Origin of the sequence: Brevibacillus porteri, from assembly GCF_003013475.1 — a bacterium.
GTDB classification, from domain to species: domain Bacteria; phylum Bacillota; class Bacilli; order Brevibacillales; family Brevibacillaceae; genus Brevibacillus; species Brevibacillus porteri.
Window position 1 is genome coordinate 76,476 of the sequence record NZ_PXZO01000002.1, and the last position, 18,528, is coordinate 95,003.

At 43.7% G+C, this 18,528-nt stretch carries 17 protein-coding genes and 1 pseudogene; 4 read left to right on the forward strand and 14 right to left on the reverse strand.

What is annotated here, in order from left to right; all coding sequences use genetic code 11:
- Nucleotides 1-9: 9 nt before the first annotated feature.
- The gene (locus C7R92_RS31950) at nucleotides 10-165 is read right to left on the reverse strand and encodes a hypothetical protein (RefSeq protein ID WP_158265721.1); all 156 of its coding nucleotides are present in this window, start codon (nucleotides 163-165) and stop codon (nucleotides 10-12) included.
- A gap of 406 nt (nucleotides 166-571) precedes the next feature.
- Here C7R92_RS31950 and C7R92_RS02455 point away from each other — a divergent pair, with 406 nt between their 5' ends.
- Nucleotides 572-2,497 (forward strand): heavy metal translocating P-type ATPase, encoded by a 1,926-nt coding sequence (locus tag C7R92_RS02455; RefSeq protein WP_244195635.1) that lies wholly within the window; start codon nucleotides 572-574, stop codon nucleotides 2,495-2,497.
- Nucleotides 2,498-2,723: 226 nt separating this feature from the next.
- On the opposite strand, the gene C7R92_RS31955 is transcribed toward C7R92_RS02455, so the two are convergent.
- A complete protein-coding gene (locus tag C7R92_RS31955; protein WP_158265722.1) occupies nucleotides 2,724-2,900 on the reverse strand; it encodes a hypothetical protein in 177 nt (58 codons plus the stop codon).
- Between the two features lie 1,403 nt (nucleotides 2,901-4,303).
- On the opposite strand from C7R92_RS31955, the pseudogene C7R92_RS33365 reads away from it, so the two are divergent.
- A pseudogene (locus tag C7R92_RS33365) lies at nucleotides 4,304-4,773 on the forward strand (competence protein CoiA family protein).
- Nucleotides 4,774-4,931: 158 nt separating this feature from the next.
- Nucleotides 4,932-5,492, forward strand: coding sequence for a hypothetical protein (locus C7R92_RS02475; protein WP_106833128.1), 561 nt, complete (start codon nucleotides 4,932-4,934; stop codon nucleotides 5,490-5,492).
- Between the two features lie 1,048 nt (nucleotides 5,493-6,540).
- Here C7R92_RS02475 and C7R92_RS02480 read toward each other — a convergent pair.
- From C7R92_RS02480 to C7R92_RS02520, 9 genes are all read right to left on the reverse strand, one after another.
- The gene (locus tag C7R92_RS02480; RefSeq protein ID WP_106833129.1) at nucleotides 6,541-7,230 is read right to left on the reverse strand and encodes a DUF4241 domain-containing protein; all 690 of its coding nucleotides are present in this window, start codon (nucleotides 7,228-7,230) and stop codon (nucleotides 6,541-6,543) included.
- Nucleotides 7,231-7,310: 80 nt separating this feature from the next.
- Nucleotides 7,311-8,018 carry a purine-nucleoside phosphorylase gene (gene deoD / locus C7R92_RS02485; protein WP_069844937.1) on the reverse strand — a complete coding sequence of 236 codons (708 nt, stop codon included), beginning with the start codon at nucleotides 8,016-8,018 and terminating at the stop codon, nucleotides 7,311-7,313.
- A gap of 184 nt (nucleotides 8,019-8,202) precedes the next feature.
- Complete coding sequence (locus C7R92_RS02490) at nucleotides 8,203-8,955, reverse strand: glycosyltransferase family A protein (RefSeq protein ID WP_106833130.1); 753 nt, start codon at nucleotides 8,953-8,955, stop codon at nucleotides 8,203-8,205.
- Nucleotides 8,915-9,790, reverse strand: coding sequence for a glycosyltransferase family 2 protein (locus C7R92_RS02495; RefSeq protein ID WP_106833131.1), 876 nt, complete (start codon nucleotides 9,788-9,790; stop codon nucleotides 8,915-8,917). Before C7R92_RS02495 ends, C7R92_RS02490 begins: the two co-directional genes overlap by 41 nt.
- Before the next feature lie 188 nt (nucleotides 9,791-9,978).
- Entirely contained in the window at nucleotides 9,979-11,199 is a 1,221-nt protein-coding gene (locus C7R92_RS02500; RefSeq protein WP_069844934.1) for a D-alanyl-D-alanine carboxypeptidase family protein, read from the reverse strand.
- Between the two features lie 71 nt (nucleotides 11,200-11,270).
- The gene (locus tag C7R92_RS02505) at nucleotides 11,271-12,086 is read right to left on the reverse strand and encodes a GTP pyrophosphokinase (protein ID WP_017248607.1); all 816 of its coding nucleotides are present in this window, start codon (nucleotides 12,084-12,086) and stop codon (nucleotides 11,271-11,273) included.
- A 14-nt stretch (nucleotides 12,087-12,100) separates the two neighbouring features.
- Nucleotides 12,101-12,976 carry a M23 family metallopeptidase gene (locus tag C7R92_RS02510; RefSeq protein ID WP_106833132.1) on the reverse strand — a complete coding sequence of 292 codons (876 nt, stop codon included), beginning with the start codon at nucleotides 12,974-12,976 and terminating at the stop codon, nucleotides 12,101-12,103.
- A 104-nt stretch (nucleotides 12,977-13,080) separates the two neighbouring features.
- The gene (locus tag C7R92_RS02515; protein WP_106833133.1) at nucleotides 13,081-13,338 is read right to left on the reverse strand and encodes a hypothetical protein; all 258 of its coding nucleotides are present in this window, start codon (nucleotides 13,336-13,338) and stop codon (nucleotides 13,081-13,083) included.
- Nucleotides 13,339-13,524: 186 nt separating this feature from the next.
- Nucleotides 13,525-13,731, reverse strand: a complete 207-nt coding sequence (locus C7R92_RS02520) for an alpha/beta-type small acid-soluble spore protein (protein WP_007729231.1) — start codon at nucleotides 13,729-13,731, stop codon at nucleotides 13,525-13,527.
- Between the two features lie 248 nt (nucleotides 13,732-13,979).
- On the opposite strand from C7R92_RS02520, the gene C7R92_RS02525 reads away from it, so the two are divergent.
- Nucleotides 13,980-14,858 (forward strand): 5'-3' exonuclease, encoded by an 879-nt coding sequence (locus tag C7R92_RS02525; RefSeq protein ID WP_106833134.1) that lies wholly within the window; start codon nucleotides 13,980-13,982, stop codon nucleotides 14,856-14,858.
- A gap of 61 nt (nucleotides 14,859-14,919) precedes the next feature.
- Here the strand turns inward: C7R92_RS02525 and C7R92_RS02530 are convergent, their stop codons facing one another.
- From C7R92_RS02530 to C7R92_RS02540, 3 genes are all read right to left on the reverse strand, one after another.
- Entirely contained in the window at nucleotides 14,920-15,219 is a 300-nt protein-coding gene (locus C7R92_RS02530) for a MarR family transcriptional regulator (RefSeq protein ID WP_069844930.1), read from the reverse strand.
- Between the two features lie 157 nt (nucleotides 15,220-15,376).
- Nucleotides 15,377-17,095: a hypothetical protein gene (locus tag C7R92_RS02535; protein WP_106833135.1), complete on the reverse strand. Its 1,719-nt coding sequence runs from the start codon at nucleotides 17,093-17,095 to the stop codon at nucleotides 15,377-15,379.
- A gap of 12 nt (nucleotides 17,096-17,107) precedes the next feature.
- Nucleotides 17,108-18,409 (reverse strand): AAA family ATPase, encoded by a 1,302-nt coding sequence (locus C7R92_RS02540; protein WP_069845468.1) that lies wholly within the window; start codon nucleotides 18,407-18,409, stop codon nucleotides 17,108-17,110.
- Between the last annotated feature and the right edge of the window lie 119 nt (nucleotides 18,410-18,528).

Sequence of the window (18,528 nt, forward strand, 5' to 3'; positions counted from 1 at the left end):
TTAGTTTTGCTAAAACAGCTTGGAGTAGAGTCGCTTGTACCTTTGAACGGTCGCAATAGAATCAGATACATGATTCTGCTCCAAGCGTCGAAAGCATAGGAGTGCACCGAATAAAACCGTAAGCGAAATGGCTGTGTAAACGATAAGGCTAACAATCAGAAACATAACCGAAAAAACCCCCTTTGGAAGATAACACCATCTTTCTAGTGGTAAAAAATGTTTCTCGAAGGAAACATTTTACGCAAAAAAAATCTGATGAAATTTTGGTTTAATCCTACATTGTTATCCTACGTAAAAATAATTTCCTTTACAACAAAAAGTTTCCCTAATGAAAAATAATCTTTATTTTTTGCATAAATTGGATTAAGATTAATATCATAAAGTTGGGAAAAGGCAAAAAATTGAATGTAGTAAAATGCGGGAAATATTCCCGTTGTACATGCTGCTCCGAATTTGGAGCAGCATGTACCCTTTTATAGGGGCTAGTAATGGAATTCATTCTCAAAGAGAGGGGAAGTTGCGTATGAGTCCGAATTTTGAAGCAGCAGATGGTTGTGTCAAACATCAAGAAATGGAGAGTTCAAGATCATTAGGAACTGAAAAGAAAGAGTGGTTGTATCGTTATGGCGAAGGTCTGGCAGCGTTAGCTTGCGGGATTTTCATTGGCGTTGCTTGGGTTATTGGCAGTACTTCACAACTGTGGTCCGTCATCTTCTATTTGCTTGCATTCGCGGTTGGAGGGTTTGTGAAAGCAAAGGAAGGCTTGCTCACTCTTATCGTAGAGCGAGATCTTGACGTCAATTTATTGATGTTCGTTGCCGCAATCGGCGCAGCAAGCATCGGGTACTGGGCAGAAGGAGCGGTCCTTATCTTTATTTTCTCGCTGAGCGGAGCCTTGGAAACATATACAATGGACCGAAGCAAAAGGGATATATCCTCCTTAATGGATAGTAAGCCAGAAACCGGCGTATTGATCAAGGATGGAGTGGAGACGCTGGTCGCGATTGAACACTTACGGCTCGGGGACATCGTCCTAGTTAAACCGGGGGAACGTATTCCGGCTGATGGTGTCGTGAAGCAGGGAGTATCGGCCGTTAATCAGTCCTCGATCACCGGCGAATCTGTTCCGGTGGATAAAGGAGCGGGGGATGAAGTTTTTGCCGGAACACTAAATTGTCAAGGGGCTTTATTTATCGTAGTAAGTCAACTGAGCGAATCGACGCTGTTTGCCAAAATCATTCGTCTTGTACAGGAGGCGCAAAGTGAGAAACCCGCTTCTCAACAGTTTATGGAACGGTTTGAGAGCATTTATGCGAAGATCATCATTCTGGTATGCTTACTTCTGATCGTGATTCCACCTTTTGCTTTGCACATGTCCTGGAATCAGGCATTTTATAAAGCGATGGTGTTTCTCGTTGTCGCATCGCCTTGTGCGCTGGTCGCCTCCATCATGCCGGCCATGTTGTCTGCTATATCCAATAGTGCACGAAAAGGACTATTGTTCAAGGGCGGGGCACATCTGGAAAATCTGGCTACGATCAAGGTGATAGCATTTGACAAGACTGGAACGTTGACAGCCGGCACCCCTGTTGTTACTGACATTATTTCCTTCCAGGGATACGATAAAACCGACGTGCTGCGGGTTGCTGCATCGCTTGAAAGCCTGTCAGGTCATCCGTTAGCCAAAGCGATTGTACTTGAAGCGCAGTCAAAAGGGGTGGAAATAGAGCGTCCGACTGATTTTCTTACACTTACAGGCTGGGGAATTCAAGCACAATGGAGGGGGGATTTGTGGAAAATCGGAAAGCCAGCGTTATTGGAAGAGCGGTTCATGACGGATGCAGTGTCTGAGGTTATTGACCGACTCGAACGTCAAGGGAAAACCGTAACGGTAATGCATCATTCACAGGGAGCGGTCGGTGTGATCGCGTTGCGTGACAATATCCGTTCTGAAGCTAAGGATGCGGTCGCCATGCTAAAGGACCTAGGCGTGAAAGTAGCAATGCTAACTGGTGATCAGCATCTTACGGCACAGGCAATTGCCAAGGAGTTGGGAATTGATATTGTATATTCCGATTTATTGCCGGAGGATAAGGTCAATCGGATCAAGGAACTAAATGTTACCTACGGTAAGGTTGCGATGGTAGGTGATGGCATTAATGATGCTCCAGCTTTGGCCACTGCCACCGTGGGAATCGCGATGGGCGTAGCTGGGAGTGACGCGGCACTTGAGACGGCTGACCTTGTGCTGATGAACGATGACACGCGAAAAATTGCTGAAGCCATTGAGCTTGGCAAGCGAACCAAATCGATCGTCAAACAAAATATCATCTTTGCCATGACCGTGATCGCCCTGCTCATTTCTGCCAACTTCATTCAAGGAATTGCCCTTCCTTTGGGCGTGGTTGGACATGAAGGCAGCACGATCCTGGTCATCCTGAATGGATTGCGATTGTTACGCCAACGGGAAGGTATTCGAATCAAGACAACAGGATAACAGACAATGAAAAGCAAGGTATTTCGCGAATATGGGAAACCGTTCTAGGTGTAGTGATTGGGAGAAGCTAGAAAATGATGCAGGCGCACATACACGTGTAGCCTGCATTTTCATTATCTTCAGTTCGATCCACCCACGCGTTACAGGAAGCCCGTATTTATCAAGTGGTTACACTTTGTTAGTCAAGAAAACCTCGTTTTGTTAGCGTTAATTCTGCTAGCATTATTTATTTTCTGGTCTTCGCTACTTTACGTTCAGTCATCATGGAGAACATTGATCCCTTATTTGCAACCGGAGCCCATTTTTTTGGAAATGCTCTGGAATCATTGTCGATAGCGATAAAAAGACAGAAGGCCCCAACGGAAATCATTGCGATGGTGGTGATTGGAAGCAGAAGATCCATCTTCACTACTCCTTACCAGTTTATATAATAACGAAAATCATTATCACCATTATACACGATTTCCATGTTTAAACAATCTGCTCTTCTTCATGATACACCCAAAGTGAGAAAGTATCTAAATTCTTGGGATTTATGGAATTAGATTCAGAAGTAACATGAATAATCAAGTCATAATTTATGTTTTTGATTATGAGTATAGCTTCTTCAAAACCGTAAACTTAGAACGAAATTATATAACCCTTGCTTGAAAAAGGTTGTAATAATTATAATCTGAAGTAATTAGTACTAAACTATTGGGTGCGATACCTCAATAAACCAGGCCAGTCAAACACTTTTTTCGTGTTTTGACTGGCCTTTTTGTCTTTTGGTATGGAAGAATTGAATAGCCTAATACCTATTTTTCTTAGGAAAAGAGCTTTTTTACACAGAAATAGCACCAAATCAACAGGTTGCAAGCAATTCATTTCAAACAGTGCATGGGGTTAATCTCTTCAGGGTAAAGCTATAATTTCGTGGAACTTCCCATTCTAAAGTGAGCTCCTTTTGGACATGAATGATAGTAGAAATCTATTAGGAGCGATCTTATGTACTATAAAAGATTATAAAATCATGTATGATGATTTGAATCACTATTCCGTATGGTACGAGAAACATTGTTTGTTCGAAAATACATCACTAAAGTCTGCTAATGCGTTCTGCGACGCAAGGTTAAATCAAAATTGTAAAATCGAATTTGTTTTCAACACGTACTTCTTATATATTCATGGCCAGACTTTTTCAAAATATACAGATGAAAACCGCTGGCATATGAGATATTATTTTCCTTGGATTGGATTTTATCCTACACCACAAGGAGTAATGAAAGGGACAATATTACATAACAGTCTAATCGATGATTTAATAAAAGCAGAGAAAATGAGAATGATTAAAAATGTCTATAAGCCATATTTTAATCAGAAAGATAGAGAAAAATACAACAGAATATAACGTTAATTATCATGTGTTCTCCGATCTCAAGGTAAAAAGATGTATCAATTGTTGATAACTGTTAGTTACTAGTATGGAAAAACTAATTTTCACATGGTGTACTTCTGAAATAACTTGTGATAAATAGTCAGGTTGATTAAACAAGATTGAGAGCAGGTGAAGGTATGTTTGTTGCTCGAACGATTGCAGGCTATCGTGTTTGTACCTTAGAACAATCGAAAGATGAACTACAGCCACTAGCTAAAAGTGGGGAATTGATGTGCGCAGCGTGCCATGATGAAGTACGATATTGGTCGCAAACAGATAGTGTTCGCCCACATTTCAAGCATAAATCTAAAGAAAACTGTTTAGAGGATAAATACGGCGAAAACGAAACAATAGAGCATCAAAATGGAAAGTATCTGTTGTATAAACATATGAAAGAATCGTATCCTGAATCGCAAGTAGAGTTGGAATATCGTGTCAAAGAAACCCAACAACGTAGTGATGTAATGGTTATCCATCCAAATGGTGAAAAATGGGCAATTAATTTCAATGCTCCCCAATCTCTAAAGACATTTGGATTAAGAGAAACCATTTATATAACTCAGCTGGAATTAAAGCATTTTGGATACTAGGAATGTCCGTATTACAAAGAAACAAGGAGAAAAAATCCCCGTTAGAAAATGCAATCTACCAAGATAACCAACGCGTGTTTTACTTAGATGCCATAACTAAAAAAGTAATTGTACATGAACGTTTTCTATATAAGTTTAACGGTATCAATTTTGATGTTTGCCCAGATGTATCCATAACCAGTAACATATCCGCAGTTTTAATTCAACCAGAAAAGGGCCCCGGGGCAATCAGAGATCTGCACTCACAGGAGATTCGTTTATCTTTATGAATTCAAGAACTAAACGATTTTTATGAAAAACAAGAAGAGCAATTAAGCAACAATCTAACGAGTTTTGTGGAAAGCATGCTCGCCAAAGAAGAGTTAGCCAAACAACAAGAACAAGTTCAACAAAAAAAGCTGCTCAAAAAGCTTATTTTCAAAATCTTATGGACAGAAGACGTAACTTATTAAAAGATTTAACGAATGAAGAAGCAGAACTTTTCCGTACTCTGACAAAAAAATACCAACTTACTCCTGAGAACTTCCCTGGGTTATTTTTACTAGCTGTAGAAGGGCAAGAGCATATAGAAACACCATGCCAACTGTGGCAATTATGGCTATATGATCAACTCTTTGAAACAACAAGTTTCAGTCGGATACCCTGGGATCTTATCGAACAAAATTTTGTCGATAAAATGCTAAAAAGATTATTTCGGGGACAAATCCTTGGAAAGCAATTTGCAATTCCGCTTCACTACTATAGGTTTCAATTAAACAAAATAGGATTAATTGAGTTTTTAGGGGATCTGAAGGAATTAGTTCATCCTTTAGATTTTTTCATCAATAATCATAGAGATAATATCCTGTTACAGATGCATTGGGAGGGAAGTTGGGAGGATTTTTCATTAGGAGGGATACCTGATCAATGGAAATCGCATTACAGAAAAAAGTCCCCATATCAGATGAATATCAACAAATACTTTTTGAAAATGAAAGATAATTTTTAGAGAAGTAATTACTTGAATTATATAAAATAAAAAGATTGCAAAAGAGGAACCCTTGTAAAAATTGGTTCTTCTTTATTTTCATTTCAGTTCATGAAATTGCTCTTTTATGAACTGAAATGAAAAAACCAATAAACAATGGTTACTCGAGTACATTGGTATATAAAAGTATTATGTTGTTATCATTCTTAATTACATTATTATGCTCGTATTATTAACATTAAAAAAATAAAACTGTGACATATTCAAAGTATACCAATGATTTAAATTTAGTGTACTTGTTTGTGTCACTCGACAGTTATAGCAGTATGTTTGTGTCTTAAGTAATACGACACAAACATACTGCTAAACGCTACTATCGGGCCTGATTAGTAGTATGTTTGTGTCGCAAGACAAAATCCCATTACATTTACACCTAGCCGATTTCTGCTCTTTTTATCAGTTTACATAATATATATTATCGGACTCAAAATGAAATGCATAATTTCTGAAAGGGGTACTCACCTGTTTTTATAAGCTAGGTGTCACAAACTCATTCTTAGACGGATCTAATTGAAAGATAACACAAAATAAATAGCTTTTCCCATCTATCAGTGCCATCTGACATACATGCATTACCGAAACTTGCTCTCATATAAACCTAATTAGTAATAAGAGCTTTTTCAGTATGTTTATCAGCTTCACAAAACACTAAGACATTCATCATCCATCTACATAAACGGCATAATACCACTTAAATTTCATTATAATAAAAAAATTCATTTTAAATAAAAAATATCGTTTGCATTTATTGTAAATTCATTTATATTATAATTAAGATCACTATAACTAAAAACGCCCGGAGGTCCCCAAATGACCAAAGTAATCCCAAAATCCAAAACGATCACCTCTACACCGAAAAAAAGATCGTACGAAAATACCTTGAATAACCTGGCGCAGTACCTTGAACGAAATAAGAAAAAATAACCAATAAAAAGAGTGCCACTGGAGGCACTCTACTTTTGCGTTTATATGCTTTTCTTCTCTCTTCCTTCCCCGTTTACCCCAACTTCTATTCTTCAGCCGTTCCCATCCAATTTAACAAGTAAAAATCTGTTACCAATCGTGCGATTTGTCCCTCGGCATCGTAACCGATATAGCTCGCGTAGCTGCCGTCTCCCCATCCTGTTGAAAACATAGCGACATTACAGCCTTCCCCTATATCGATCAGACCCCAACTACGCGTGTGTTTATACGTTTGGTCCATTTTCTTCGTCAACGTCTCATAAAACATCTCGTCCTTCTCCATTTCTCGTTCCAAAAGCGCACAAGCTTCTGCATCCATGAACGAGCCTGTACCCGCATCCACACCGTAGCCAAAAAACTCTCCTTCGCCAAGCTGTGACACATCTGACTCCGCCCAAACAGCCATTTTCCAAGACACGACAGGTTTGTCTGAGAAGGCAATCCGTGCCAATGCTACCCGTTCATCTGGCTCCAGAGAATCATCCGTTTGCTCTTCCTTTGACAGGGATTGAACTTGCGCGATAGCGAGCTGTACGGAGAAGCTCCCCTTTGGGAAAACCTCCTCATACGGTTCAGTCTCAAACATGACAAACGGATCGTTCGCCACGATTTTTCCTGTTTTCACTTGAAGCTTGCCCATATCTTGGCGGAACAACCGATATAAATAGCCATCCTGCTCTATCGTATACCCTTCGTCAAATGCCGTTTCAAAAAAGGCAGGGTAATTATGTTTCATGATTCCATCCCCTTTTTCTATCCTCTACATAAAATCCCACTGACGATAGTTTGCCAGTGGGATGTCGTCTGCATGCTAATTTACTTGATCAGAGCTGCGTCCAGCGCCACTTCAATCATTTCATTGAAGGTTGTTTGGCGCTCGTCAGCGGATGTTTCTTCACCCGTCAGGATGTGATCACTTACGGTGAGAATAGACAATGCGTTGCGCTTGTATTTTGCAGCCAAAGTGTACAGCGCGGAAGATTCCATTTCAACAGCAAGCACTTGATAGGATGCCAATTTTTTGTACAAATCTAGGTTCTCGCGATAGAAGCTGTCGCTCGTAAAGATATTGCCCACTTTCACAGACAGATTGCGCTCTGTCGCTGCTTGATACGCTTTGTACAGCAAATCAAAGTTAGCAGTCGGAGCAAAATCAACCTGATTGAGCAGGAGACGATTCGTTTGAGAATCGGAGGATGCAGCCATACCAATAATCACATCACGTACTTTGATGTCTTCCTGGATCGCGCCGCATGTGCCTACGCGGATCAAGTTTTGAACACCATAAGATTGCATGAGTTCATTGACGTAGATCGAGATAGAAGGAACTCCCATGCCCGTTCCTTGTACAGAAACGCGCTTACCTTTGTATGTACCTGTGAAGCCGAGCATGCCACGCACGTTGTTGTAGCACTCTGCTCCTTCGAGGAAAGTTTCAGCAATGTATTTGGCCCGTAGCGGATCGCCCGGCAGCAGGATGGTTTCAGCAATTTGACCTTGCTGTGCTCCAATATGGATACTCATAATCTGTTTGCTCCTTTATCAAGAAAAAATGACCTACTTGCCTATCGTACTACAAAAACCGAACAATGCAAAGTCAAGAGATCAAATGATTCCAGTGACTTAAGATTGCATGATTGCACGAGACTTTTGAAAATAACGAATAAGCGATACCGACAGATGGCATCGCCTCGACAACGGTTTCATTTCATTTAAGGGACATCACGTAATCCATTGCTTCCAAGTGATCTCCCAGGATCGTCTGGTTAACGCTTGGTTTATTCTTTCTTTGTGTCGCTCTTTTTCTCGTAAGCTTTGCTGATGCAATGTAAGGAGATGGCTCGACTCGCAATTGATTGTGCAGAGCAATGGCGTGCGCAACGGCAGGTACAACCAAATGTTGAACGCCGATGATAGAGGCAGCTTGTCGCGTCATGGCAAAAGGTAAGTCGTACATCGAGGAAGTTCCTAGTTCATGTCGTGAAACTAAGGTATTGAGAAATGTCTTCGCTAGCAAAACGGTATCCGGTTCTATTGATGGTTGTCGAAGTGATGTTATGGGCTTTCTCAAAGCGATGTCTGCTCCCCGGTAACACGTTCTGACAAAGGACTGCATGTCATTTGCAGCTACAACGTGATCCGCATCGAGAAACAACCACACATCTCCTGTGGCCTCCTTGGCACCAATTGCTCTCCATACATCATCCCCTAATGGAAATGGGTACACAAACGCTGTGAGTGGACAAGAAGAATACGTGAGTATCTTTTTCACCGATTGATCCAGGCAGCCATCCACAACAAGTACGATTTCCATGGGCCGGAGCTTCTCAATTTGGTTGAGTACTTTTTTAATCGTCCGCTCGTGGTGAACAGAGAGGATGACACTTAACCGATGTAAATTCTGGCATTTTTCTTTGCCATTAATGTGCTCTTCTCTGCGTTTTTTTGTGGGATCTCGCATATTTCGCTTTGCGTTTGCCACCCCATCCACCGCCCTCCTTTACGCGCGATTCCAGATGAAAGACCGAGCGCAAATGCAGAACGTCTGTTGAATGCACCAAGTCGCGGTGTCGTTGTCCATCCTGATCTGCTTGTCGGAGCTTCGTTCCACCCGTTAATAACTGGATTGCTTTCGCATGCTCCCGGTAAATCGTACGGATGTCTTTTCGTACGATATCACGAGTGCCGGTTGGTTGTTTTTCCGGAGAAAACGGGGCGATTGTCGTCATTTTGAGCCCCAAGGCTGATGCTTGAACCAAAGCAACTGCCGGATTGCATAAACTCTCGGAACCAATCGCCTCTAGAGCATTCCGGCTCAAGGCAAATGGAATGTTTTCAAAGGAAGCGGAGCCCATTCTTTTTTGACCAAGAAGATGGTTCAACAAGCAATAGGCACTTCTTGGCGAACGTTTTCCTCTTCTTGATACCGAGCGGTCCGAGCATGTCGTGATAATGACATCTGATCCCTTTTTGACTAGCATGACATATTTCTTCAAGTATAAAAGAGGCATGGCGAGGCGTTCGTCGATAAAGAGGACAACATCTCCCCTCGCGTGAGCAGACCCAATCGCTCTTGCCTCATGGCTGTCTACTTCCAAACCGGTTGAAATGACTTGTGCTCCCCATGCATTGGATAGGGTATCTTCATGGGAGCTCACTCCGTTGCATACGACGATTATTTCCGTGTGTGGATCTATTCTTTTGACAGCAGAGAGCAGCTTTTTCGCACTCCTGGCGCTGTCACTTATTGGGATGATGACGGACACGGCAGGGTGATCATAGATTCGGTTGTCCATCTCACTCCCCCTCACCAGATGAAAAGTTATTACTCTAATGTACGCGCGCTTTCCACGATTGGACACGGCATCTATCCCTCACCACTCAACAAGAGATGACCTACATAAAACAGTCAGTTTCACCGTCATTTCGCAAAAAAAACAGGACGTGCATATTGCTACGTCCTGTTTTGATTCTCATTTTCGCATTAATAGAACCGCCGTTGAAGACTGCGCTCGCGGATTCGTTTATTCCTCTGTGCACGGGAAAACGTAAACACGATTAAGAAAAGGTTCATTCCTAACCAGACGATCAATACGCTATAGCGGGCCAGTGGATGTGTGTCGCTACTTTCTAAATCCCCAAACACAGTAGTAGGAGCTGGAGCAGGCGGATCATGACGAAGCAACGGATAAGAGACGGCTAGCTTGCCAGCCTTAACAGACAGGTTCCCATCTGCTTTTAGCTCTACCAATGGCTCCACACCTTTGGGAACCGTCGCATACAAGTCCTCCTTGGCTGTAAAAGTCACGACCGAGTTGTTGCCAGGAACAGCTACTTCTGAAAAAGAATCCCCTTTTTTGGCGATTGGTTTGGTCTCAAATCCTTGAAAACCAAAGTCCAGTAGTTTTTTCACATCTTTGTATGCATTTGCACTTGTAGACGCCTTCATCGTGACAGCGATGAGCTCCATTTCTCCACGCTTGGCGGAGCCTACCAGGGTATGCATCGCTTGATCAGTAAAACCGTTCTTGATTCCCGTTGCACCTTCATAATCGCGCAGGAGCTTGTTGTGATTCACCAATACCGTTTCCCACGTTTGTCCATGCCAAGGCAGCCGCTTCGTACCGACAATTTCCCTGAAAACGGGGTTTTTCATCGCGTACTGCGAAATTTTGGCCATGTCAGCAACAGTTGTGTAATGATTCGGATCATGCAGTCCGTGTGGATTGGTAAAATTCGTTTCGGTGACACCTACTTTTTCTTTCAAATAGGCGTTCAAATCCACTGCAAAAAGCTCTGTGGTCTGGCTCATATGCTCAGCAATCGCTGTACCAGCGTCGTTACCTGAATTCATGAGCAGTCCGTACAATAAATTGCGTAGGGAAATCTGTTCTCCCTCTTCCAAATAGACGCGTGTACCTTCTTCACGGCGTGCTTTTTTTGAGACAGTGACAGTGTCATCCAGTTTCCCTTTTTCTATCGCGTAAATACCTGTTGCGATTTTTGTAATACTAGCAGGGTACAGCTTCTCATGAGGGTTCTTTTCAAACAAGACTTGTCCCGTTGTAGCATCAATCAGAATGGCTGATTGTCCAGTGAGAGTGTTAGGCTCCAGGCTTGATGACTCCTCGGCAAAAGCGGAAGACATGCCAAGGTTGAACAAAACCATCACCACAACGAGTAGGTTCGTTAGCAAAAAGCGCATGTTAGTCTATATCCTTTCCTACTTTGTCGCGTTTTTTCAGGTTACATTTGGTCTGTAGACAACAAAAGACGTTATTTCAACCGGATCCCCAACAAATCGTGAATCATTTTAAACTTAGGATTGTCCGCAAAAGCCTCTTCGAAGCCACTGACATGTTCTCTGTACAAAGCGGCGGCAGAATCCAAATCCTGCTTGACATACAAGGAAAATATTTCTTCCAATTTTTCTTCCAATGTCGTATCAACTTCTGCCGGTGTGAGAATTTCTTGACGCAAATTGTTCATCAACACGTCGAGCTGATGTGTGATCACGGACGCTTCATGAAGCTGCTCCAAGACATCTGTCGGAATGTTGCCCGCATACTTGTAGCGCAGTTCGTGTTCATTCGTCGCCCAGAAGTTCATGCCCAATGTACGGATTTGGATCTCACAAAAGAGTGTTTTCTTTTCGCTGCCGTGGTAGACCGTATAAGAAACAATCATGTGAATACTTCTGTAGCCGGAATCCTTTGGAGCTGCGATGTAGTCTTTGACATCGTGAATGACGATATCCTCCCGCTCCTGCAACAACTGGAGCACCTCGCGCACGTCGTCTACATAGCGGCATACGACTCGAAGGCCCGCGATATCCTGGACTTCCTTGGCGACGTCACTTTGCCAATGATCTCCCAAAAAGTCGATTCCTTTTTCGTTCGCCTTCTTTACTAAACTGTCGACTTTTTTTACTCGTCCGACAACAAATTCAATAGGAGAATAACGGCCGCTTTTTAGAAAGCCGTATTTTATTCCTTTTAGTTTTAACTTTAGCTCTTCAACTGCCTGTTCATACGGCGCCAAGAAATGAACCATGTTGTTGAGCACCTTGCTTGGCACATTTGTGACTCTCATGAAGACACCTCCAATTACTTCCAGAGGAAAGGTGATGCATCAAAAAACGGCTGCGGATTTACATACGTATTACCCACTAACATGCCGTAATGAAGGTGAGGACCTGTAGAAAAACCGGTGCTACCCATTTGTCCAATCACCTGTCCCTGTTTCACTTCTTGCCCTGTCTTGACATCTAACTTGGACAAGTGAGCATATATGGAAAAAATATTTAACCCGTGATCGATGATGATGGTATTACCTGTTAAGTATAAAGAGTCGGCCAGAACCACTTTCCCATGGTTGCTCGCCCAAATTGGCGTTCCTGTTTTGTTCGCGATGTCGATCGCCGAGTGCCGATTGGCTGGTACACCATTTACTACGCGTTGGTAGCCGAATGGAGTCGTTAATTTTCCGACTGCTGGCTGTTTAAACGGCTCCGAGAAATACGGAACCGCTCTCGAGTTTGATCTGGCTGCATTGATCTTTTTTTGATCAGCATTGATTCGATTCGTATCCTGTCGCATTTTGTTGAGCTGTTTACTTACCGTAAGCTTGTCTACTTCAAATTTTTTCGGTGCGATTGTCACAGATACGGAAAGCTTTTTGTCAGCAGATGTAACTTTATAGGTGCCTGCTTTCGTGTTAAAAGGAATCGGGATAAACCGGGCATACTCATCCTGTGTCTTTTGCAAACGATAGTTCTGAGAGAATACCGTTACGGTTTGTGGCTCTTTACTGCGTACAAAAATAACGTCCCCAGGATATGTTTTGGCTGGTGTTACGCTGATCGCTGGTTGTTGTTTCGTTGTTTGGGCGTAAACCCCTTCTACTGTCTGGCTGAATATGCTTGTCCCAGAGACGAGTGTCAATGCTGTGACCAACATAAGACTAACCATTGATTTGAACATAGACATGCTCCCTCCCATTTTCTAGTATAACAAAACACACCCTGAAAGGAAAAAGAAAAAGAAGGCTAATGAGCTAGCCTTCTCCAATCATTCCAAATGTAATCTTATTGTTTCTTCGAATAATCCGACATCATTTCCATGATGGATTGCACGCCTGTTAGCATTTCGCTTGCACGTTTGGTTTTTTGCGAGATGCCTTCAAAATCAAGTACCCCTTTTTTTCGGTCGTTCCATCTTTTAAACAATTCTTCCGCCATATCGGGATTGCTTTTGACCGCTCTAATCCGCATGGAATCTTCGAGAACCCACGCTTCAAATTCGGGATGCTTTTTTAAAAGCTGCTTTACTTCTTTTTTCTTCATAGCCGGAAGTCGCTCCTTTCCACTGGACAAACGAGGATAGTTAACTGTTCGTTACACCATATGACTAGTCCGCGATTGTGCTTGTGTGTTTGCACCACCCAGGAAAGAAAAGGGCTTTTCATGGTAAACATAGAAAGGCCCCTAAAAAGGGACCTCTCTTCATCCAGCTATTTACTTGTCAGTACGTTAAACTTGGCGACCTGCCATTTGTTGCTCAGCGAAGCTCACCAGACGCTTGGTAATTTCGCCACCAACAGAACCGTTTTGACGAGAAGTAGTGTCTGGTCCGAGATTTACACCGAATTCAGATGCAATCTCATACTTCAGTTGATCCAAAGCTTGGTTCGCTTGAGGAACTACCAGATTGTTGGTTCCACCTTGGTTGTTAGCCATGATTGATTCCTCCCGACGCGTTTTTTCTCCCGGGACGGGGTTGAACCGTCAGCGTTTTGCTTCTCGCCTTGAGACCGGAAGTTGATTTCAAGAGGTGGTGTTGACCTCTTGTGGTACTATCATCCCACCGTAATAAAAGTACATGCACGTTTTCTCACGATATTTCAGTTGTAAAATCTGACAAGGTTGTCCCGCTCCTTTATGCTATAATGGTGCGTATAGTTTGGTAGTGAGAGGGGCAAGGTTTTGTGAATGATTCAGGAAAAGTACTGCTCATCGATGGCATGAGCTTTTTATTTCGCGCCTTTTATGGTTCTGCTTGGGGTGGAGCCTATCGCCAGACTTCAACAGGTGTGTACACAAATGCGGTTTATGGATTTACAAAAATGATGCTCGATTACGCAGAGTTGACGCGCCCTACTCATCTTGTAGTGGGCTGGGATGTCGCTTCGCGCGAGTCATTGGTGCGCAGTCAATGGTATGACGGCTATAAATCAAATCGCCAAGCGGCACCGGATGAGCTCATTCCTCAATTCGATTTGGTAAAAGAAGTAACGGATGCGTTCTCGGTTCCGAACTTGGGTTGCCCAGGCTATGAAGGCGATGATGTATTGGGTACGCTCTCCACACGTCTTTCCGAAGAAGGACACGAGGTCATCATTGCGACGGGTGATTACGATAGCTTGCAGCTCATATCTGAGCGAGTTAGTGTAAAAATCCTGAAAAATGGTGGCAAACACGAGCATTATAATCCAGCGAGCCTCTTGGCATTGCGTGGCATTTCACCTGAACAGGTCGTTGATGTCAAAGCTTTAATGGGAGATGCATCTGACTGTATTCCAGGTTGCCCAGGTATCGGCGAGAAAACAGCGACAAAGTTGATTACCGAGCATGGTGATCTGGACAACCTATATGTAAATCTGGCAAATTGTACGCCTAAAATGCGCAGCAAGCTGGAAGAGAATCGCGATCAGGTGTACTTGAGCAGAAAGCTGGCTACGATTATCCGGGATGTTCCGGTGGAGTATGCGCTGGAGGATGCCGTGTGGGAATACGATCGTCAAGTCGTTCAGAGCAAATTCGACGAGCTTGAATTCGGACGTACGATGGCAGCAAGAGTCGGCTAATTGGGGTCATGATCATCGGCTGAGAAGAAGCGGTCTATCCACTTTTTTTCAGCCGATTCCTTTATGCACTGCATAATCGCTCCGTCAGTGAAACCCACACGATTCGGCGATCCGTTTGGTCTCGGAATCTTCGTACCAAATTTTCCTCCTCCAGCCTACTAATTAAGCCTGAAGTTGTGCTGTTTGACAAATCAACAGCCTTGCTAATGTCCCCCATCGTTTTTGGCCCATTTCCAAGAATTTCGAGAATCAATACTTGTTGCCAATTGATTTCATTTGTCTCTAGCTCTTTTTGTGCAATATTTGAAAACAAGACATTGGCTCCCCGTATAAGCTTGGCCAGCTTGATCAGTTCCTTCATAGTGTCCTCCTTTTACCCTATCCTATTGTTAGCTACGCTCAGCATAGGCGAAATTATTAAAGAAAAAAGGAGGTAAGAGTTAAAATTTTTCTTAAGCTTCCCTAAAAAAATCCCGTCCCATGAGAGGAGACGAGATTTGGAAGTGACGTCGAATCACTTATTTGGCTGTTTGAAATACATCCAGGAGCAGTCCTGTATTCTCTTCCCCATCCGCTTCCCAGCTCGTCGCAAATTTGACACGGTGAGAAACGCCCAGCAAATCGTACGCTTGTACGAGATGCTGCCTCGCAGAACCCACAATCAAGCTGTGCAAGCGAACTTGTTTCTGCTGGCCTAAAGAGATGAGCTTTTCTTGGACATAAGGAGAAATGCCTCCAATTCCATCTGTTAGCATGACAAAATCTGCTCTACGCCACGCCTGTTCCTTTTCAACCAGCTCGATAGCTCGCTTCATCGGGGCGTCAAAGTGAGTTCCACCGCCAAACGCCATTTGCGCCAAGCCGTAGAAGGCAGGCCAATCAGGTTTTTTGTGATAAAGCGGTTGCTCTTTGATCTCGCCTTTTGCCCCGAACAAGAGGAGGATAAAATCACGCTTTTCCAGCATCGCGAGGGCGGCAAACGTCATGAGGAAGATTTGCGCAAGCCGCAGCTTACTTCCTCGCATCGAATGGGATGTGTCTAGCATACAGATTACCGGACCTTTTGGCGGTTCTTCCACCCATCCCGAGGTATCGTAGGTCATGAGCTTTTGCTCCAGCCATTTGAGCATGAAGTAATTCTCGAAGTCCGGATCAGCAAGAAGCACTGCTTCACCAGGCAGCATGTGTGCAATATCGCCCGATTGCCGCAAATCATAGTATTCCTCAGGAAAATGTCTGGAGCGAATTTCTTTACGCTTCACACGAAAGCGATGAACTTGCCTTCCTACCTCGTTCAGAAAAGCAACCAGGTCAGGATGTCTCTTCAATTTCTCAATCCATTTCAAATACTGCTCAAAGCTTTGCCTGCGCAGCTTGCCTAGCTCATAACCCCAGCTTCGGTTGGCAAAACGCTGACTGGCCGTAAATACCTCTTCAACAAAAAGCGTATCGAGTTCTTCAGCGGATAGCGTCGCCTTTAACGATTGCTCCAGCCATTGTCCCAGCTCTTTTTCAAAAGCGGCAATCGCTTCCTTCTCTTGCTTTTGGAGTCGATCCAGCTGCTTTTCCCTCTGAGCGAGGTCACTCTCCAGTTTTTTCACCTTTTGCAGAAGCTTGGTCCGTTTCGTGAACTGGACTTTCATTTCTTCTTGCAGCTCAGTAATGCGCTTTTGCAAGGACAATACCTCTGCCCGCACTAACGGCTTGGTGTCCATGGCCTCTTGCTTGTCTTCCACGACCCGCTTCCCCTGTTGAAGTGTATAACCAACTAACTCGAGCTTGGTCTTTTGTTTTTCTGTCAGTAGCTCGGAAAGCTGTGCTTGTTGACTTCCTTCCTGACCTTGCTGGTCTTTTAAGCCAGTCAAGAGCGGAGAGGGCCGCTGATCCTTCTCCCGCTGCTTCACTTCCTCGGAAAACGTCTCTGTCAGCCACAACAAGGCCTTGATTGCGGTTTTGAACGACGCACTTTCCTGCCCGACTGTACGAGGATGAATCATGCGTGTAAAATACTGCTTCATGAGCGTACGAATCATCCAATGATGAAAAGGAGTGGATTCTTGCGTCAGATCGATCTCCGGCTTTTCCAAATAAAAGACGAGGAAAAAATCGGCCAAGAGCTCCAAATCAAACCATGCTGCTCGTGCCCGCGCCTCATGAACCCATTCCTGAGCAGTGCGCGAAGAGGCGAGGTACGTTTCAAATACATAGCGATCAACACCACTAGCGCGAATGATCATACGAACTACCCCCTACAACGTAAAATCATAATCCGCCCCGGGGATTTCCTTGTCAAAAATCGTCCGATACGTGCGCTGTAGCTGCTGCAAAATCCGTTCGCCTTCAATTCGCAGGTACGAATATTTGACCGCGTATTTTTCTACATGCGGAATCAAGCGGTTTTTTTCCAGAACATAGGCATGCAAATCGTGTTCCCGCTTCTCCCACTGAATGAGACGATTGCGCAAATCTCGCGCCGTCTCTTCCACCTCATCGCGACTCTCCTCCAACAACCGGACATTGTGCTCCATCGCTTCCTTGCCCAGCTTTGCGCCCACTTCCTTTTTAAACTGGAACGCATGCAGCTCCGATTCTTTTTCCTTCCATTTATCTGCAATTTGTCCGAAGCGTTGGAGTGGCAATTCGTTCTCCATATCATTCTTCAGCATTTCCGTAAATTGTTGTTCAAACGCTTCTTGCATGACCGTCAAGTCCTCAGGAACATTCCACAGCATGTGCGGAGTGAAAACGGTGTCCCAGATTGTCACCTGCTCACGTCCATGCAAAGCGGCAGAAGTACGCCATACATGCGCGATTTTGCTCCAGCGACGGTCGGAGAGCACATACTCTTTTGCTTCCAGGTCTTGTTTTAGACGGTACAAGAAATAAATGATGGTTTCTGGAATGACCACTTGCTTCGCTGTCGCTTGAATATCCTTCACGTCATACAGAGAGAACACAACAGGAAGAGGCGTCGTTGGCAATGAAAACATGCGCTCATAGCTTGCAGCATGCTTCAAATAGTGAACCTCATAGCGGAACAGGAAGCGGTCATACAGAGCGGTCAATTGATCATCGTCATCGGGAAGTTCATTCGAGGCAGCGATTAAGAACTGCAACGGAACCTCCTCTTTTTCTCTGCCGTTGAAATAAATTCGTTCGTTCAATATAGAAAGCAGCGCATTCAAAATCGCGCTGTTCGCTTTGAAAATTTCGTCCAAAAACGCAAACTGAGCGTTAGGCAAATAGCCTGCTGTTTTTCGTACGTATTGATCCAGTTTCAATTGTTGAAGAGAGACTGGACCGAATATCTCATCGGGCGTCGTAAAACGGGTAAGCAAATACTCAAACCAATGTTCCGATCCAAAAAGCTGAGAGACAGACCGTGCTAGTTGAGACTTCGCAGTTCCCGGCGGACCGATTAACAAAGCATTTTCCCCGCTCATGATGCCGAGCATTAAAAGGCGAATCAATTCACTTCTTTCCAGGAAACGGCGCTCCAAAAGCTCAATTGCTTGGTCCATTTTACGTTGGATGGGTGTAGTCGAATTCATCGTAGTTGGCTGCACGACGAACTGGTTAAGGACGTCGATGTGCCGATCCCCCTCTCTTGCTTGGAACCCAAATATTCGTCATTCATTAATAGTGGCATATCATGGACAAAAATGCCAGT

Bases quoted from the DNA above. Each gene is read 5' to 3' on its own strand.
- C7R92_RS02505 (WP_017248607.1), bottom strand. From the start codon at position 12,086: ATGAGAGTCACAAATGTGCCAAGCAAGGTGCTCAACAACATGGTTCAT.
- C7R92_RS02475 (WP_106833128.1), top strand. From the start codon at position 4,932: ATGGACAGAAGACGTAACTTATTAAAAGATTTAACGAATGAAGAAGCA.
- C7R92_RS31950 (WP_158265721.1), bottom strand. From the start codon at position 165: ATGTTTCTGATTGTTAGCCTTATCGTTTACACAGCCATTTCGCTTACG.
- deoD (WP_069844937.1), bottom strand. From the start codon at position 8,018: ATGAGTATCCATATTGGAGCACAGCAAGGTCAAATTGCTGAAACCATC.
- C7R92_RS02530 (WP_069844930.1), bottom strand. From the start codon at position 15,219: ATGAAGGAACTGATCAAGCTGGCCAAGCTTATACGGGGAGCCAATGTC.
- C7R92_RS02500 (WP_069844934.1), bottom strand. From the start codon at position 11,199: ATGCGCTTTTTGCTAACGAACCTACTCGTTGTGGTGATGGTTTTGTTC.
- C7R92_RS02510 (WP_106833132.1), bottom strand. From the start codon at position 12,976: ATGTTCAAATCAATGGTTAGTCTTATGTTGGTCACAGCATTGACACTC.
- C7R92_RS31955 (WP_158265722.1), bottom strand. From the start codon at position 2,900: ATGGATCTTCTGCTTCCAATCACCACCATCGCAATGATTTCCGTTGGG.
- C7R92_RS02490 (WP_106833130.1), bottom strand. From the start codon at position 8,955: ATGCGAGATCCCACAAAAAAACGCAGAGAAGAGCACATTAATGGCAAA.
- C7R92_RS02515 (WP_106833133.1), bottom strand. From the start codon at position 13,338: ATGAAGAAAAAAGAAGTAAAGCAGCTTTTAAAAAAGCATCCCGAATTT.
- C7R92_RS02495 (WP_106833131.1), bottom strand. From the start codon at position 9,790: ATGGACAACCGAATCTATGATCACCCTGCCGTGTCCGTCATCATCCCA.
- C7R92_RS02535 (WP_106833135.1), bottom strand. From the start codon at position 17,095: ATGATCATTCGCGCTAGTGGTGTTGATCGCTATGTATTTGAAACGTAC.
- C7R92_RS02520 (WP_007729231.1), bottom strand. From the start codon at position 13,731: ATGGCTAACAACCAAGGTGGAACCAACAATCTGGTAGTTCCTCAAGCG.
- C7R92_RS02540 (WP_069845468.1), bottom strand. From the start codon at position 18,409: ATGAATTCGACTACACCCATCCAACGTAAAATGGACCAAGCAATTGAG.
- C7R92_RS02455 (WP_244195635.1), top strand. From the start codon at position 572: ATGGAGAGTTCAAGATCATTAGGAACTGAAAAGAAAGAGTGGTTGTAT.
- C7R92_RS02480 (WP_106833129.1), bottom strand. From the start codon at position 7,230: ATGAAACATAATTACCCTGCCTTTTTTGAAACGGCATTTGACGAAGGG.